Below are 14,577 nucleotides of genomic sequence, written 5' to 3' on the forward strand. Positions count from 1 at the left end.
CGACCGAGTCAACAACGCAGCGGGTCAGTACACCTAGAGCGGTACTCATCGCCGGGTCGCGGGATGCGCGGATGGAGTGATGTTCAGCCGAGAGGAGGGCGTCGGCGGAGCTCCTTCACCGCCCGGCGCTGCCGCTCGCCTGCCGCGCGGCGCTCGCGGGACGCGCGGCTCGGGCGGGTCGCGCGGCGGGGTGGGCCCGGGGGAGCGAGGGCCTCGTCGAGGAGCGCGACGACGCGCGTGAGCGCCGCCTCGCGGTTGCGGAGCTGCGACCGGTGCTCGGACGCGGCGACGGTCAGCACGTCACCGCGCAGCCGCGCGGCCAGACGCGAGCGGACGCGCGCCTCCTGCTCGGGCACGGCCCACAGGACGGCGGAGATGTCGACGGTGAGCTCGACGCGCGAGTCGGCGGTGTTGACGCCCTGACCGCCGGGCCCGCTCGACCGGGAGAAACGCCACGAGAGGGCGTCGTCGGGAAGGACGACACCCCCTCGCAGGGCGATCGGTGCGATCACGGTCGGATCACTCGTGCTGCCACGAGTGCCACAGCGCGGCGTAGTCGCCACCCGCGGCGACGAGCTCGTCGTGCGGGCCGATCTCGGTGATCCGCCCGGCGTCGACGACGGCGACGCGGTCGGCGTCGTGCGCGGTGTGCAGCCGGTGCGCGATCGCGACGACGGTCCGGCCTTCGAGCACGGCGGACAGCGACCGCTCGAGGTGCCGCGCGGCGCGCGGGTCGAGCAGCGACGTCGCCTCGTCGAGCACGAGCGTGTGCGGGTCGAGCAGCACGAGCCGCGCCAGCGCGATCTGCTGCGCCTGGGCGGGGGTCAGCGGGGTGCCACCGGATCCGACCTCGGTCGTCAGCCCCTCGGGCAGGGCGGACACCCACTCCCACGCGTCGACGGCCCGCAGCGCGTGCTCGAGCTCGGCGCCGGTCGCGTCCTCCTTGGCCAGGCGCAGGTTGTCGGCGAGCTCGCCGACGAACACATGGTGCTCCTGCGTGACGAGCGCGACGTGCCCGCGCAGTTCCTCGAGCGGCAGCTCGACGAGCGGCACACCGCCGACCGTGACGGACCCGCCCGTCGGCGGGTGGATGCCGGCGAGCATGCGCCCGAGCGTCGACTTGCCGGCGCCGGACGGGCCGACGACGGCGAGCCGCTCGCCGGACCGCAGGTCGAGGTCGATGCCGTGCAGCACGTCGTGACCCTCGCGGTACGCGTACCGCAGGTCGCGCGCGGACACGTCCTCGTCCACGGGCGTCGCCGATCCGGCGGAACGGTCCGGCGACACGAGCTGCACGCCGACGATCCGCGCGAGCGACGTGGCCGCCACCTGGATCTCGTCGACCCAGAAGATCAGCTCCCACACCGGGCCGCTGACCTGGTACGTGTACATGACGATCGTCGTGACCGCGCCGAGCGACGCGTACCCCTGCGACACGAGGAAGCCGCCCCAGACCAGGACCGCCGCGGGCGCGAGCACGAACGCCAGGTCGATGCCGGGGAACAGCACCGTGCGCAGGTCGAGCGTGACCTTCTCGGCGGCGAACGCCTCGCGCAGGTCGGCGTCGACGCGGGCCTGGCGGCGCGGGCCGAGCCGCAGCGCGTCGACGGTGCGGGCACCCTCGACGGACTCGGTGATCGTGCCGTTGAGCGCCGCGTACGACGCGGACTCCCGCTGGTAGGCCGGCGTCGCGCGCTTGAGGTACCAGCGGACCACGAGCAGCATCCCGGGGACGCCGACGAACATCGCGACCGCCACGAGCGGCGAGAGGACCACGCTCGCGACGACGGTGAGCGTGATCGTCACGACCGCGACGATCACGCGCGGCACACCGAAGCGGACCGCGTGCTGCAGCCGGTTGACGTCGTTCGTCGTGCGCGCCACCAGGTCGCCGGTCCCGGCGCGCTCGACGGTCGACAGCGGCAGCGACGTCACGGTCGAGATGAACTCCTCGCGGAGCTCGGCGAAGACCTTCTCGCCGAACACCATCGACCGGCGCTGCGCGAACCGGATGAGGACGGTCTGCGCGAGCACGGCGAGGACGCCGAGCCCGATGAGGGTGTTGATGTAGGAGACCGTCGTGCCGTCGGTCACGGCGTCGACGAGCCGCCCGAGGATCCACGGACCGGCGAGCCCGGCGACCGCGGCGAGCGTGTGCAGCGTCGCGATGCCGGTGAGGTCGGTGCGGTGCGTGCGGAACAGGCGGCCGGCGTACGCGCGCACCGCCGCCGAGTCGGCGATGGGGAGCTTCACGGTCGTCCTCCTGCGGGCGAGGCGTCGGCGAGGTCGTCGGTGACGGCCACACCGTGCGGGGGTGTGTCGGTGTCGAGGTCGCGGCCGACGACCCGGCGGTACGCGGCGGCCACGGCCGGGCCGGCCGCCCCGTCGAGCAGCTCGGCGTGCGCGCCCCGGGCGACCAGGCGGCCGTCCTGGACGAGCTGCACCTCGTCGACGTGGTCGAGCACGAGCGGCGACGCGGTGACGACGAGGGTCGTACGCCCGCGCCGGTGGTCGGCGAGCCGGCCGGCGATGCGCGCCTCGGTGTGCGCGTCGACCGCGCTGGTCGGCTCGACGAGCACGAGGATCTCCGGGTCCAGGAGCAGCGCCCGCGCGAGGGCGACGCGCTGCCGCTGCCCGCCGGACAGCGAGCGGCCCTTCTCGGGGAGCTCGCCCGCGAGGCCGTCGGGCACGGAGTCGAGCACGTCGTGGGCGTCGGCGAGCGCGATCGCGTCGAGCAGCCGCTCCTCCTCGCCCGTGCCGTGCACGTCGAGCTCCTCACCCAGCGCGCCCGAGAACAGGTGCGGCGTGGCCTCGGCGACGACGATGCGCGTGCGCACGTCCTCCTTGTGCAGGTCGGCGAGCAGCACGCCGCCGAGCCGCACGGGCGTGTCCGTCTCAGCCTCGTCGTCGAACCGGCCCATGCGCGTCGCGATCGCGGCGGACTCGTCGGGGTCGGCGCTGACGAGGGCGACGACGCGGCCGTGCTCGAGCACGACGCCGCTCGTCTCGTCGACCAGCGTCGACCCGGCGGGCGGCGCCTCGGCGGTGCCCGGACGCGCACCCGTCGCCGGCACGACCTGCAGGACCTTGACGACCTTGCCCGCACCCACGTGCGCGCGCGTCGCCGACTGCAGGAACATCGTCGCGTTCTGCACAGGCCACGCGAGGAACGCCGCGTACCCGTAGGTCGCGACGAGCTGACCGGGCGTGATGGTGCCCTCGAGCGCCATGTGCGCGCCGAGCCAGATGAGCACCGCGACGAACATGCCGGGCAGCAGCACCTGGAGGGCGTCGAGCCACGACTGCGTGACGGCGACCTCCTCGCCGCGGCGGCGCACGCGCTGCGACTGCTCGCGGTAGCGCGCGTTGAAGACGCTCTCGCCGCCGATGCCGCGCAGGATGCGCAGGCCGGAGACGGTGTCGGCGCCGAGCGTCGTCAGGCGACCGGACGCCTCGCGCTGGGCGACCTGGCGCTTCTGGAGCGGCTTGACGAGCAGGCCGAGCGCGGCGGCGACGGTCGGCAGACCCAGGAGCACGACGAGGCCGAGGCTCACGGAGACGCGCAGCATGAGGACGGCGGCGACGCCGTAGGCGACGAGGCTGCCGATGAAGCGGGCGGCGATCGCGTAGATCTCACCGACCCGCAGGGCGTCGTTGGCGACGGCGGAGACGACCTCACCGGTCGGCAGCTCGGCGGTGATCGCGTGCCCCGAGCGGGCGACGGTCGTCCCGACCAGCTGGGAGGACGTGAACGCGGCGCGCAGCCAGTTCGCCACGTCGTAGCGGTGCCCGATCGCGCCGGCTGCGGCGCTGACGATCCCGAGCGCGGCGAGCGCACCCGCGGCCCGCCACAGGTCGGGGCCGAAGCCGTGCTCGAGCCCGCCGTCGATCGCGCGGCCCGTGAGGTACGGGAGCAGCGCCTGGCAGGCGAACAGGACGATCCCCAGCAGCACGGCGACCGCGAGGATGCCCCACTGCCGACGGGCGAGCCACCAGAGGTAGGCGACGGGACCGGTCAGCGGCGGGGTGCCGGGGTCGGAGAGGGGGAGCGAGCGCACGAGCGTCTACGTTACGACCGCGTACCGACACGCCTCGAACGCTTATCGGCCCGTGCGGGACAGCGCGTGCCGGGGCCCGGGAGTGACGTCCGCCACCGCGCGGACGACCGGGCCGAGGACGCCGCCGCGACGACTACCCTGGGGGCGTGACCCAGACGCCTGAGCCGCTGTCGCCTGCGCACGCGCCGGCGCCCCCCGCGCACCGTCCGGTCCTCGTCGTCGACTTCGGCGCCCAGTACGCGCAGCTCATCGCGCGGCGGGTCCGTGAGGCGAACGTGTACTCGGAGATCGTCCCGCACACGGCCTCCGTCGCGGACCTGCTCGCGAAGGACCCGGCGGCGATCATCCTGTCCGGCGGGCCGTCGTCCGTGTACGCCACGGGTGCCCCGTTCGTCGACCCGTCGCTGTTCGAGGCAGGCGTGCCCGTGCTCGGCATCTGCTACGGCTTCCAGGCGATGGCGCAGGCCCTCGGCGGGACCGTCGCGCAGACCGGTCAGCGCGAGTACGGCGGCACCGCGGTCGAGGTGACCGACGCCGGCACGGTCCTCGCGGGCAGCCCCGAGCAGCAGACCGTGTGGATGAGCCACGGCGACGCCGTGCACGCCGCGCCCGAGGGCTTCGAGGTCCTCGCGACGAGCGCCGGCAGCCCCGTCGCCGCGTTCGAGAACCGCGAGCGCCGCCTGTTCGGCGTGCAGTGGCACCCCGAGGTCAAGCACTCGCCGCTCGGGCAGCAGGCGCTCGAGAACTTCCTCTACGAGGGTGCGGGCCTCGCGCCCGACTGGAACCCCGGCAACGTCATCGCGGAGCAGGTCGAGCGCATCCGCGCGCAGGTCGGCGACGCGCGCGTCATCTGCGGGCTGTCCGGCGGCGTCGACTCGTCCGTCGCCGCGGCGCTCGTGCAGAAGGCCGTCGGGGACCAGCTGACCTGCGTGTTCGTCGACCACGGGCTGCTGCGGTCCGGTGAGGCGGAGCAGGTCGAGAAGGACTTCGTCGCCGCGACCGGCGTGCAGCTCAAGATCGTCGACGCGCGCGAGCGCTTCCTGCACGCGCTCGCCGGCCACACCGACCCCGAGACCAAGCGCAAGATCATCGGGCGCGAGTTCATCCGCGTGTTCGAGGACGCCGCGCGGGAGGTCGTCGAGGACGCGGGTGCGCACGGCGAGGCCGTGAAGTTCCTCGTGCAGGGCACGCTCTACCCCGACGTCGTCGAGTCCGGCGGGGGCGAGGGCGCGGCGAACATCAAGTCGCACCACAACGTCGGCGGCCTGCCCGACGACCTGCAGTTCGAGCTCGTCGAGCCGCTGCGCACGCTCTTCAAGGACGAGGTGCGCGCGGTCGGCCTGGAGCTCGGGGTGCCCGAGGTCATCGTCTGGCGCCAGCCGTTCCCCGGTCCGGGCCTGGGCATCCGGATCATCGGCGAGGTCACCGCGGAGCGCCTCGACATCCTGCGCGCGGCCGACGCGATCGCGCGCGAGGAGCTCACGAAGGCCGGGCTCGACCGCGACATCTGGCAGTGCCCGGTCGTGCTGCTCGCCGACGTCCGCTCCGTCGGCGTCCAGGGCGACGGCCGCACCTACGGTCACCCGGTCGTGCTGCGGCCCGTGTCCTCCGAGGACGCGATGACGGCCGACTGGACGCGCCTGCCCTACGACGTGCTCGCGACCATCAGCACGCGCATCACGAACGAGGTGCCCGAGGTCAACCGGGTCGTCCTCGACGTCACGAGCAAGCCGCCGGGCACGATCGAGTGGGAGTGACCGACGGCATGACGGGAGGACCGGAGCAGGTGAGCACGACGGAGACGACGACGAAGCCCTGGGTGAAGCGCGCCCGCGGGGCGGCCCAGCGGTACCGGGTCCTGGCGTGGATCACCGGCACGATGCTGCTGCTGCTCTGCGTCGAGATGATCCTCAAGTACGTGCTGCAGCTGCCCGGGTTCAACGTCGACGGCGACCCGCGGTCGGAGGCCGCGCGGATCATCGCGATGGTGCACGGCTGGGTCTACGTGATCTACCTGGTCACCTGCTTCGACCTGTGGTCGACGATGCGCTGGCGGCTCGGCCGGCTCGTGACGCTCGCGCTCGCGGGCGTCGTGCCGGTCATGTCGTTCGTGCTCGAGCGCAAGGTGCACCGCGAGGCGCTCGCCGCGATCGACGCGCGCGCCTGACCGGAGGGCCCGTGCGGATCGTCCACGTCTCCGACTGCTACGCGCCGCGCACGGGCGGCATCGAGTCGCAGGTCGGCGACCTCGCCGCCCGGCAGGCAGAGCAGGGCCACGACGTCCACGTCCTCACGGCGACGCTCGGGGTCGCGAGGGAGCGCGGCGGTGTGGTCGACGTCGAGCACGGGGTGCACGTGCACCGGCTGGGCGCGCGGCTCCCGTTCGACCTCCCGATCAACCCCGCCGCCGGGCCGCGGCTGCTGCGGACCGCGTTCGACGGCCTGCGTCCCGACGTCGTGCACGTGCACGCGGGCGTCCTGTCGCCCTTCGCGTTCGACGGTGCGCGACTCGCGCTCGACGCGGGCCTGCCGACGGCGGTGACCTGGCACTGCATGCTCGACGGCACGGTCCCCGCGCTGCGCAACGCGGTCCGGCGCACGCGCTGGGCCGACGCCCCGGTCGCCCTCTCGGCGGTGAGCTCGGCCGCGGCGGCGCGCGTCGAGGCCGTCTTCGAGACGCAGGTCGCGGTCGTGCCCAACGGGCTGGACCTCGACGCCTGGGCGCCCGACACGGACTCGACCACACCCGCCGCCGACGACGAGACCGCGCCCGTCCGCCTCGTGTCGACCATGCGTCTCGCGCCGCGCAAGCGCGCGGTCCCGCTCGTCGAGCTCGTCGGCGCCGCCGCCCGACGACTGCCGCACGGCCGCCTCCACCTGTCGATCATCGGGTCGGGCCCGGCCCTCGGACGGGTCCGGTCCGCGGTGTCGGCGCAAGGGCTCGACGGCGTCGTCGACCTGCGCGGCCGCCTGACGCGTCCCCAGGTCCGCGCCGCCTACGCGCACGCCGACGTGTTCCTCGCCCCCGCCGAGCTCGAGGCGTTCGGCATCGCCGCCCTCGAGGCCCGGACCGCCGGGCTCGCGATCGTGGCGCGCCGGGGCACGGGCATCGCGGAGTTCGTCACCGACGGCGTCGACGGGCTGCTCGTCGCCGACGACGCGGAGATGACCGAGGCCGTCGTGCACCTCGCCAAGGACGGCCGGCTGCTCGCGGGCATCCGCACGCACAACCGCACGATCCGACCCGCGTTCGGCTGGGACGACGTGCTGGGAGCGGCGCTCGCCGAGTACGAGCGCGCTCGCGCGATGCGCTGACCGGCACTTTCGATACCTTTTTGTTGCGGACGCACTGAACCGATTCGTCGTACGCCCCGTTGTCACATCGTGGACAACTGCGCGCACAGGAACCGTGACAGCGGCTAGCGTCACGGGGACCGCGCGGTGCATGTCCTCGCCGGGGTCGCTCGTCCACACCTGACCCCGGCACGTCCGTGATACCGACCCATCAGGGGGACCACCATGTCCGCACGTGCACGCCGTCGTCCCGCTCGACTCCTCGGCACCCTCGTCCTCGCGCTCGGAGCGCTCCTCGCCGTCGCCGGTGTCGCCACCTGGTTCGGCGTCGGCGCGAGCCTCGGCCAGGAGGAGATCCACGTCTCCGACGACGCCCCGGCGTTCGCCGGCCAGCTCGTCGACACCCCGTGGGAGGCGTGGTCGCAGGCCGAGGCCATCCGCGGTCACGCGATGGCCGAGTCGGACGGCCGCACCTACGCCGAGCTCGACCAGGACGACGCCGCACGACCGATGGTCCAGACGGCCTCGTTCCTGCGCGCGTCGCTCATGACGTCCGTCATCGCCTTCGGCGTCTCGCTCCTCGTCGTCGGTGTCGGCGTCGGCTTCCTGCTCGCCGGGAGCGCCCTGCGCTCCCTCGCCGCGTCGTCGACCGGGCCCGACGCCCGGCGCGACACGTCCGACGAGACGCGTCCCGTCGCCGTCCCCGCCTGAGCCCACCGGGCGGCGCCGACGTCTGCCGGGCGGCCCACGCGGTCGCCCGGCGCGCCGCCACGCCGCGGGTGTGTCGCCCGCTTCCTCCTGTTCTGCCCGCCGACCTGGGGATACGCTCGACGGGCACGGTGCTGTCTCGTGAGCTCGGCCTGTCGGGCCCGGGTGTCCGGGCCCGTTCTGTCAGTGGTGCAGAAGGGATCGGGAAATGTCGAGTGCTGCAGTGGGGGAGCGGTCGGGCGCGGTGCGCGTCATCGGCCTCATCACCTTGATCCTGGGCGTCGTCTTCATCGTCGCCGGGGGAGTCACGTGGGGAGCGGTGGCGAGCAACCTCGCCGCCGAGAAGATCACGGTGTCCGACGACGCGTCGGCCTTCCAGGGCCAGCTCGTCGACACGCCCTGGGAGGCGTGGGTCCAGGCGGACATCATCAACACGCACGCGCTCGAGGCGTCGGGCGGCAAGACGTACGCGGAGCTCGACCAGGACGACCCGACGCGCTCGACGGTCATGACCGCGTCGTTCCTGAGGGCGTCGCTGTTCACCTCGGTCGTCGCGTTCGGCGTCGCGCTCCTGGTGTTCGGCGTCGGCGTGACGTTCGTGCTCGTCGGCTGGGCGCTGCGCAAGGTCGGGACCGTCCCGCGCGCGGTCGTCACCGACACGACCCAGACGGCGCCGCCCGCGACGGCCAACGCCTGACCGGCCGGCCGCGTCGTCGCGGTCCGTCGCCAGGACGACGAAGGTCCGGTCCCCCGGGCTGGGGACCGGACCTTCGTGCGTGCGGGCGGCCGCGGCGGGGGTGCGGCCGCCCGACGTCATCGCCGTGCGGCGGCCGCCGCCTGGCGCGAGCTGCGGGCGGCCGAGAGCAGCGACCCGACGAGGAGCGCCGCACCTGCGGCCGCGAGCAGCACGATCAGCGCGAGCTGCAGGTCGATCGCGAGCCCCGAGGCCCACGCGAGGATGCCGACGCCGATCGCCGCGAGGACGAGGCCCCAGACGACCGTGCCGACGCGCAGCCGTGCGCGCGGCTCCTTCTCCGGCTCCGTGCCAGCCGGGGCCGGGGCCGAGGCTGCGACCGCCGGGCCCGTGCTCGACGTGGCCGGAGCAGGCGGGGCCGGGACCGGGGTCGGCGTCGGTGCCGGAGCGGGCGCGGGGACCGGCACCGGCCCGGGGTCCGGCGCAGGCGTCGACATGCTCGTGAGCTCGTCGATCAGCGCCGGACGGTCGTCCGTCGGCGGCGGGAGCGGGCGGGTGTGCCCGTCCTGCACGGCGGCCTGCTCGTCGCCCGGCTCGTGGCGGTCCTTCGTCATGACCGGCAGCGGGCGCGTCGCGTCCGTCGGGGGGAGCGGCTGCGTCTCGTCCGTCCGCAGGAGCGGCTGCGTCTCGTCCGTCCGCGCGAGCGGCTGCGTCTCGTCCGTCCGCAGGAGCGGCTGGGTCGCGTCGGCCCCGGTCGTGACGTCGGAGTCCGCCCCGCTCGCGAGGTCGGCGTCCGCCGCGACCGTGAGGTCAGCGTCCGTCCTGGGCGCCGCGTCCTGCGACACGTCCGCGCCGTGGGCCGGACGGGCGTCGTCGTCCTCGGCCACGTCCGCGTCCTCAGCCACGTCGTCGGCCGCGGCGTCGTCGGCCACGTCCGTGGCGCGGGCGTCGGTGCGGCGCACGTCCGTCGTCGGCAGCGGCGCGGTCGCGTCGGGAGCGGACGGTGCGTCGGTCGGGTCCGTCGCCGGCTCCGGCTCGTGGCGGGTGTCGTCGGTGCTCATGCCTGCTCCTCGATGATCCGGACCTCGCCCGCGCCGACGCTGACGTGCAGCAGGAGCTGGGGGGTCGTGCCGGTGCGGGTCTGCTCGTCCTCGAACCTCTGCTCCGAGATACCGAGGCCGTCCACGGTGCGCGTCTCGCCGTCGAGCTCCCAGCGGACCGTGCCGACGCCGGCCTCGGTGTCGGCGGCGACGGCCGCGTCGACCGGGACGACGACGGTGAGGTTGCCGGCGCCGAGCGAGACCGGGACGTCGAGCGTGGTGCTGGTGAGGGGGACCGCGGTCAGGTCGACCACGGCGTCGCCGAACCCGAGGTCGAAGCCCTCGGCGGCGGAGCGGCGGCTGTCGACGACGTAGGTGCCGCTGTCGAGGTGGCGTTCCGGACCGGTCGTCCACACCCAGTCGTTCGTCTGGGCGGCGCCGACGGGCAGCGCGACGAGGATGCCGACGATCGCGAGGGCGCCGAGGGCGCCGCTGCGACGGCCGCGCAGGCCCGAGACCAGGATGCCGAGGCCGGCGAGGACGATGCCGATGCCGAGCGCGGTGAGCGCGACGGGTCCGTCGAAGTCGCCGGTCCAGTCGGCCAGGAGGAGGACGGCGAGCCCGATGAGGCTGAGGGCGACGACCGAGCCGACCATGCCGACGCCGGGACCGAGCACGCGCGGCTTGCGCGGCGCGGGCGGGGGCGGCGGGGCGAGCGGGACCGGCAGGGCGGGCGGTGCGGGCGGCGTGGGGCCCTGGCGGTACGGGCCGGACGAGCCCGGCGTGGGGTACGAGCCGTAGGGACCGTACGGCGCGGGGCCGGTCACGGGAGCGCTCGCCGCGGGCGCGCCGGGTGCCGGGTAGCCGGGTGCGGGTGCGCTCGTCGTCGGAACGGCCGGGCCGGAGGTCGCCGAGGCCGCGCGGGCCGGAGCCGGCTGCTTGACCCACGGGTCGGCGGGCGCCGCCGCGGCGGGGGCGGGGCCGTAGGGGGCAGGGCCGTAGACGGGTGCGGGCGTCGACCGTCGGCTCGCCGCGGTGACGATCAGCGCGATGACCCCGGCGATGAACGCGACCCAGAGGAGCCCCTGGAGCCAGCCCGGAGGGCCGTCCCAGAACCAGAACCAGTGGTCGCCGCGCGCGAGGCCGACGATCGCGACGCCGAGCGCGCCGAGCAGGGCCACGTCGAACCGGCCCGCGACCATCTCCTCGAGGTGGATGCGGCCGTCGGACTGCTCGGGCAGCAGCGCCCAGGCGACCCCGTAGACGACGAGCCCGAGTCCGCCGAGCAGGATCGACGCGGCGAACAGGCCGCGCACCAGCAGCGGGTCGAGCCCGAAGCGCCGCGCGAGCCCGTCGCAGACCCCGCCGATCCAGCGGTCGTCGCCGCGGAACATGCCGGTGCGGCGCACGGCGGCGAAGAAGCCGCCCGCCGCGGGGGGCCGTGGGGCGGAGTCGAACGGCGGCGGGGTGCCGTAGGGCGCGGTCGGGGCGCCGTGCTCGCCGCGTGCTCCCGGCGCGTCCGGGCCGGCAGGTCCGCCGGCAGGGGTGTTCGTGTCCATGGCTCGATCCTTCCCCGCGAGGGCGGTCCGGCGGGATCGGGTGCTCCCCTGACCCGACCCTGATCCTGGGGGTCCCCCAGCCCTGATCCTCGGGGGACGCGTCCCTGATCTGGTGCCGGGAACGCCGTGAGCACCCCTGCGGACGTGTGACGATCGGTGCGTGACCTCCGCACCTGCCCCGTCGCGACCGGCCGGCACCGCCGCGCCGCGCGTGCGGCTGCCGCTGCGCCGTCCCGAGCGCGGCCGCTGGTTCGCGGGCGTGGCGGTCGGGCTGGCGGCGCACCTCGACGTCCCCGTGGGGCTCGTGCGGTTCGCGTTCGTCGTCCTCGCGCCGGTCGCGGCGGTCGGTCCGGCGCTGTACGTCTTCTGGTGGCTGACCGTCCCCGCGGGGGACCCGGCCGCGGCGGCGACCGAGGCGCGTCCGACCGCGCTCACGCGCCTGGCCCGGCGCCAGCACGACGTCGACCCGGCCCGCCGGCTGCCGCTCGCGGCGATCCTCACGGGTGTCGCGCTCGTGCTGGGCTCGATCGCGCTCGTCGCGACGCGGCTGGGCCTCGACCTCAACGTCGACTGGCTGCTGCCGTCGCTCGTGCTGCTCGCAGGTCTCGGGCTCGCGTGGAGCCAGCTCGACCACGTGCCGCGCGAGCGGTGGCGGACCGAGTCGGGCCGCCCGACGGTCGGCGTGCTGCGCCTGCTCGGCGGTGTGGTGCTCGCGGGTGTGGGCGGGCTGCTGCTCGTGGGGCAGCTCATGGGCAGCGGCATCGAGCCGGCCGCGTTCGTGCAGGCGGTCGTGGCGGCCGTGGCCGTGCTCGCCGGCGTCGGGCTCGTGCTCGCGCCGTGGTGGCTGCGCCTGGTCCGCGCGCTCGGCGACGAGCGGGCCGCGCGTGCCCGGGAGTCGGAGCGTGCCGACATCGCCGCGCACCTGCACGACTCGGTGCTGCAGACCCTCGCGCTCATCCGCGCCCGCGCCGACGACGCCGCCGAGGTCGCGCGCATGGCGCGTGCGCAGGAGCGCGAGCTGCGCGAGTGGATGTACGACGAGCGTCCGGCCCCTGGCACGTCGGTCGCGGCGGTCGTCAAGGACGTCGTCGCCGAGGTCGAGGACTCGCGGTCCGGCCCGACGGGCGACCCGGTGGCGATCGACGTGGTCGTCGTCGGGGACCGCGTCCCGGACGCGGACACCGAGGCGCTGGTCCAGGCGACGCGCGAGGCGCTCGTCAACGCCGTCGTGCACGGTCGTCCGCCGGTGTCGCTGTACCTCGAGGTGCGGTCCGACGCGGTCGAGGTGTTCGTCAAGGACCGGGGCGACGGGTTCGACGTGGACGCGATCGGACCCGACCGGTTCGGGGTGCGCGAGTCGATCATGGGCCGGGTCCGCCGTCGTGGTGGCACGGCCGAGGTGACCAGCCGGCCGGGTCGCGGCACCGAGGTGCACCTGCTGGTGCCGGTGCGCGCGGCCGCGGCGGCCGAGGGAGGGGAAGCGAGATGAGCACGGACACGACGGGCCCGTCGACCGGTGCCGTGGACGTCGTCCTCGTCGACGACCACCACCTGTTCCGGACCGGGGTCAAGGCGTCGCTCGACGCGGGCGTGCGCGTGGTCGGCGAGGCCGACGACGTCGAGTCGGCCGTCCGCGTGGTGCACGAGCTGCAGCCCCCGGTGGTGCTGCTCGACGTCCACCTGCCCGGCGGCGACGGCGGCGGTGGTGCCGAGGTGATCCGGCGCTGCACCGACCTGGGCGGCACGACGCGGTTCCTCGCGCTGTCGGTGTCGGACGCGGCCGAGGACGTGGTCGCGGTGATCCGGTCCGGGGCGCGCGGCTACGTGACGAAGGCGATCGACGGCGGCGAGCTGTCGGACGCGGTGCGCCGCGTCGCGGGCGGGGACGCGGTGTTCTCGCCGCGGCTCGCGGGGTTCGTGCTCGACGCGTTCGGCGCGGCCGCGGGCGACGTCGCGACGGGCGACGACGAGCTCGACCGCCTCTCGGCGCGCGAGCGCGAGGTCATGCGGCTCATCGCGCGCGGCTACACCTACCGCGAGGTCGCCGCGGAGCTGTTCATCTCGGTGAAGACCGTCGAGACCCACGTGTCGGCGGTCCTGCGCAAGCTCCAGCTGTCGAGCCGGCACGAGCTGACGCGGTGGGCGGCGGCGCGCCGGCTCCTCTGACCCGCGGTCGACGGTGGCGCGGCGGCGGGCTGTGACGCCGTCGCCCGCGGCGGTGCGGCCGCACGTGTGACGCGGTCGATCTGACGGAACGTCAGAAACCGTCCCGCCCGGCGGCTAGGCTCGGGAGGCATGGAACTCCTGCAGCACCTCCTCCTCTTCCTGCACCTCCTGGGCTGGGCGATCGTGCTCGGCGGCACGCTCGTCACGATGCGCGACAACCGGCTCCCCAGGGGCGCGCTGCACGGGATCCTCACGGCGCTGATCACCGGCATCCTCATGGTCGGCCTGGCCTCGGCGAGCGACGAGCTGCGCGACCCGAACAACGTCAAGGTCGCCGTGAAGCTCGTCGTCGCGCTCGTCGTGACCGGGCTGGTCGTGTACGGCACGCGTCGTCCGGAGAAGGTCACGAAGGGCCTGCTCGGCGGCGTCCTCGGCCTCACCGTGCTCAACGTCGCGATCGCCGTCCTCTGGCGCTGACCGGCCGTCCCGGTCGCGCCGCGGCCCCGCGCCGCGGCGCGGCCTGACGGCGGCTAGGGTCTGCCGCCATGGGTGTGGTCGGAGAGGTCCTGATCGGCGTCGTCGTGCTGGTCGGGCTGTTCGGGGTCGTCGTGCAGGTGCTGCCCGGCGGCATCCTCGTGGCCGCCGCGGTCATCGCCTGGGGCGTGATCACGGGCGGTGCCGCGGGCTGGACGGTCGTCGCGGTCGCGGTCCTCGCGACCGGGCTCGCCGCCGTCGGCAAGTACCTGCTCGCGGGCCGGCACCTCCAGCGTCGGGGTGTGCCGAACAGCACGCTCGTGTGGGGCGGCCTGCTCGGCGTCGTCGGGTTCTTCGCCGTCCCGGTCGTCGGTCTCCCGCTCGGGTTCGTCGTCGGCACCTACGCCGCCGAGTGGGTCCGGCTGCGCGAGCACGGGCCCGCGTGGAAGGCCACGGTGGTCGCGCTGCAGGCCACGGGCGTGACGATCCTCGTCGAGCTCGCGGGGGCACTCGTCACGACCGCCGCGTGGGGCGTGGGGCTCGCCGTCACCTGACCGCCCGGTCGCCGACCGAGGTCGTCGCGT

Annotated in this window: 14 protein-coding genes; 9 read left to right on the forward strand and 5 right to left on the reverse strand. The window is 74.9% G+C overall.

The genetic code is table 11. The features are described from left to right. Positions 1-83 precede the first annotated feature (83 nt). The 3 genes from arfB to KOV94_RS19170 are packed head-to-tail and all read right to left on the reverse strand — an operon-like array spanning position 84 to position 4,058. A complete protein-coding gene (gene arfB, locus KOV94_RS19160; RefSeq protein WP_218052907.1) occupies positions 84-512 on the reverse strand; it encodes an alternative ribosome rescue aminoacyl-tRNA hydrolase ArfB in 429 nt (142 codons plus the stop codon). Between the two features lie 7 nt (positions 513-519). Next, positions 520-2,253 (reverse strand): ABC transporter ATP-binding protein, encoded by a 1,734-nt coding sequence (locus tag KOV94_RS19165; protein ID WP_218052908.1) that lies wholly within the window; start codon positions 2,251-2,253, stop codon positions 520-522. Further along, positions 2,250-4,058: an ABC transporter transmembrane domain-containing protein gene (locus tag KOV94_RS19170; protein WP_124341537.1), complete on the reverse strand. Its 1,809-nt coding sequence runs from the start codon at positions 4,056-4,058 to the stop codon at positions 2,250-2,252. Before KOV94_RS19170 ends, KOV94_RS19165 begins: the two co-directional genes overlap by 4 nt. A gap of 146 nt (positions 4,059-4,204) precedes the next feature. Here KOV94_RS19170 and guaA point away from each other — a divergent pair, with 146 nt between their 5' ends. From guaA to KOV94_RS19195, 5 genes are all read left to right on the forward strand, one after another. Further along, positions 4,205-5,815: a glutamine-hydrolyzing GMP synthase gene (gene guaA, locus KOV94_RS19175; protein ID WP_308160668.1), complete on the forward strand. Its 1,611-nt coding sequence runs from the start codon at positions 4,205-4,207 to the stop codon at positions 5,813-5,815. 29 nt (positions 5,816-5,844) lie between these two features. Further along, positions 5,845-6,225 (forward strand): DUF3817 domain-containing protein, encoded by a 381-nt coding sequence (locus tag KOV94_RS19180; RefSeq protein WP_371852310.1) that lies wholly within the window; start codon positions 5,845-5,847, stop codon positions 6,223-6,225. An 11-nt stretch (positions 6,226-6,236) separates the two neighbouring features. Further along, on the forward strand, positions 6,237-7,373 hold the full coding sequence (locus KOV94_RS19185) for a glycosyltransferase family 4 protein (RefSeq protein ID WP_218052909.1): 1,137 nt from the start codon (positions 6,237-6,239) through the stop codon (positions 7,371-7,373). 204 nt (positions 7,374-7,577) lie between these two features. Further along, entirely contained in the window at positions 7,578-8,063 is a 486-nt protein-coding gene (locus KOV94_RS19190) for an aromatic ring-opening dioxygenase LigA (protein ID WP_124341534.1), read from the forward strand. Positions 8,064-8,268: 205 nt separating this feature from the next. Further along, a complete protein-coding gene (locus KOV94_RS19195) occupies positions 8,269-8,757 on the forward strand; it encodes an aromatic ring-opening dioxygenase LigA (protein ID WP_124341533.1) in 489 nt (162 codons plus the stop codon). A 116-nt stretch (positions 8,758-8,873) separates the two neighbouring features. On the opposite strand, the gene KOV94_RS19200 is transcribed toward KOV94_RS19195, so the two are convergent. Then, positions 8,874-9,815, reverse strand: coding sequence for a hypothetical protein (locus KOV94_RS19200; protein ID WP_218052910.1), 942 nt, complete (start codon positions 9,813-9,815; stop codon positions 8,874-8,876). Beyond that, positions 9,812-11,353, reverse strand: a complete 1,542-nt coding sequence (locus KOV94_RS19205) for a PspC domain-containing protein (protein WP_218052911.1) — start codon at positions 11,351-11,353, stop codon at positions 9,812-9,814. Before KOV94_RS19205 ends, KOV94_RS19200 begins: the two co-directional genes overlap by 4 nt. A gap of 160 nt (positions 11,354-11,513) precedes the next feature. Between KOV94_RS19205 and KOV94_RS19210 the strand changes: the two genes are divergently transcribed. The 4 genes from KOV94_RS19210 to KOV94_RS19225 all read left to right on the forward strand — a co-directional run bounded on the left by KOV94_RS19210 (position 11,514) and on the right by KOV94_RS19225 (position 14,547). Beyond that, entirely contained in the window at positions 11,514-12,842 is a 1,329-nt protein-coding gene (locus tag KOV94_RS19210; protein WP_124341531.1) for an ATP-binding protein, read from the forward strand. Then, positions 12,839-13,519 carry a LuxR C-terminal-related transcriptional regulator gene (locus tag KOV94_RS19215; protein WP_124341530.1) on the forward strand — a complete coding sequence of 227 codons (681 nt, stop codon included), beginning with the start codon at positions 12,839-12,841 and terminating at the stop codon, positions 13,517-13,519. Before KOV94_RS19210 ends, KOV94_RS19215 begins: the two co-directional genes overlap by 4 nt. A gap of 129 nt (positions 13,520-13,648) precedes the next feature. Then, positions 13,649-13,996, forward strand: a complete 348-nt coding sequence (locus KOV94_RS19220; protein WP_124341529.1) for a hypothetical protein — start codon at positions 13,649-13,651, stop codon at positions 13,994-13,996. A gap of 68 nt (positions 13,997-14,064) precedes the next feature. Beyond that, complete coding sequence (locus tag KOV94_RS19225) at positions 14,065-14,547, forward strand: DUF456 domain-containing protein (protein ID WP_124341528.1); 483 nt, start codon at positions 14,065-14,067, stop codon at positions 14,545-14,547. The last annotated feature ends 30 nt before the right edge of the window (positions 14,548-14,577 follow it).

Source organism: Cellulomonas algicola, assembly GCF_019024305.1.
GTDB classification, from domain to species: domain Bacteria; phylum Actinomycetota; class Actinomycetes; order Actinomycetales; family Cellulomonadaceae; genus Cellulomonas; species Cellulomonas algicola.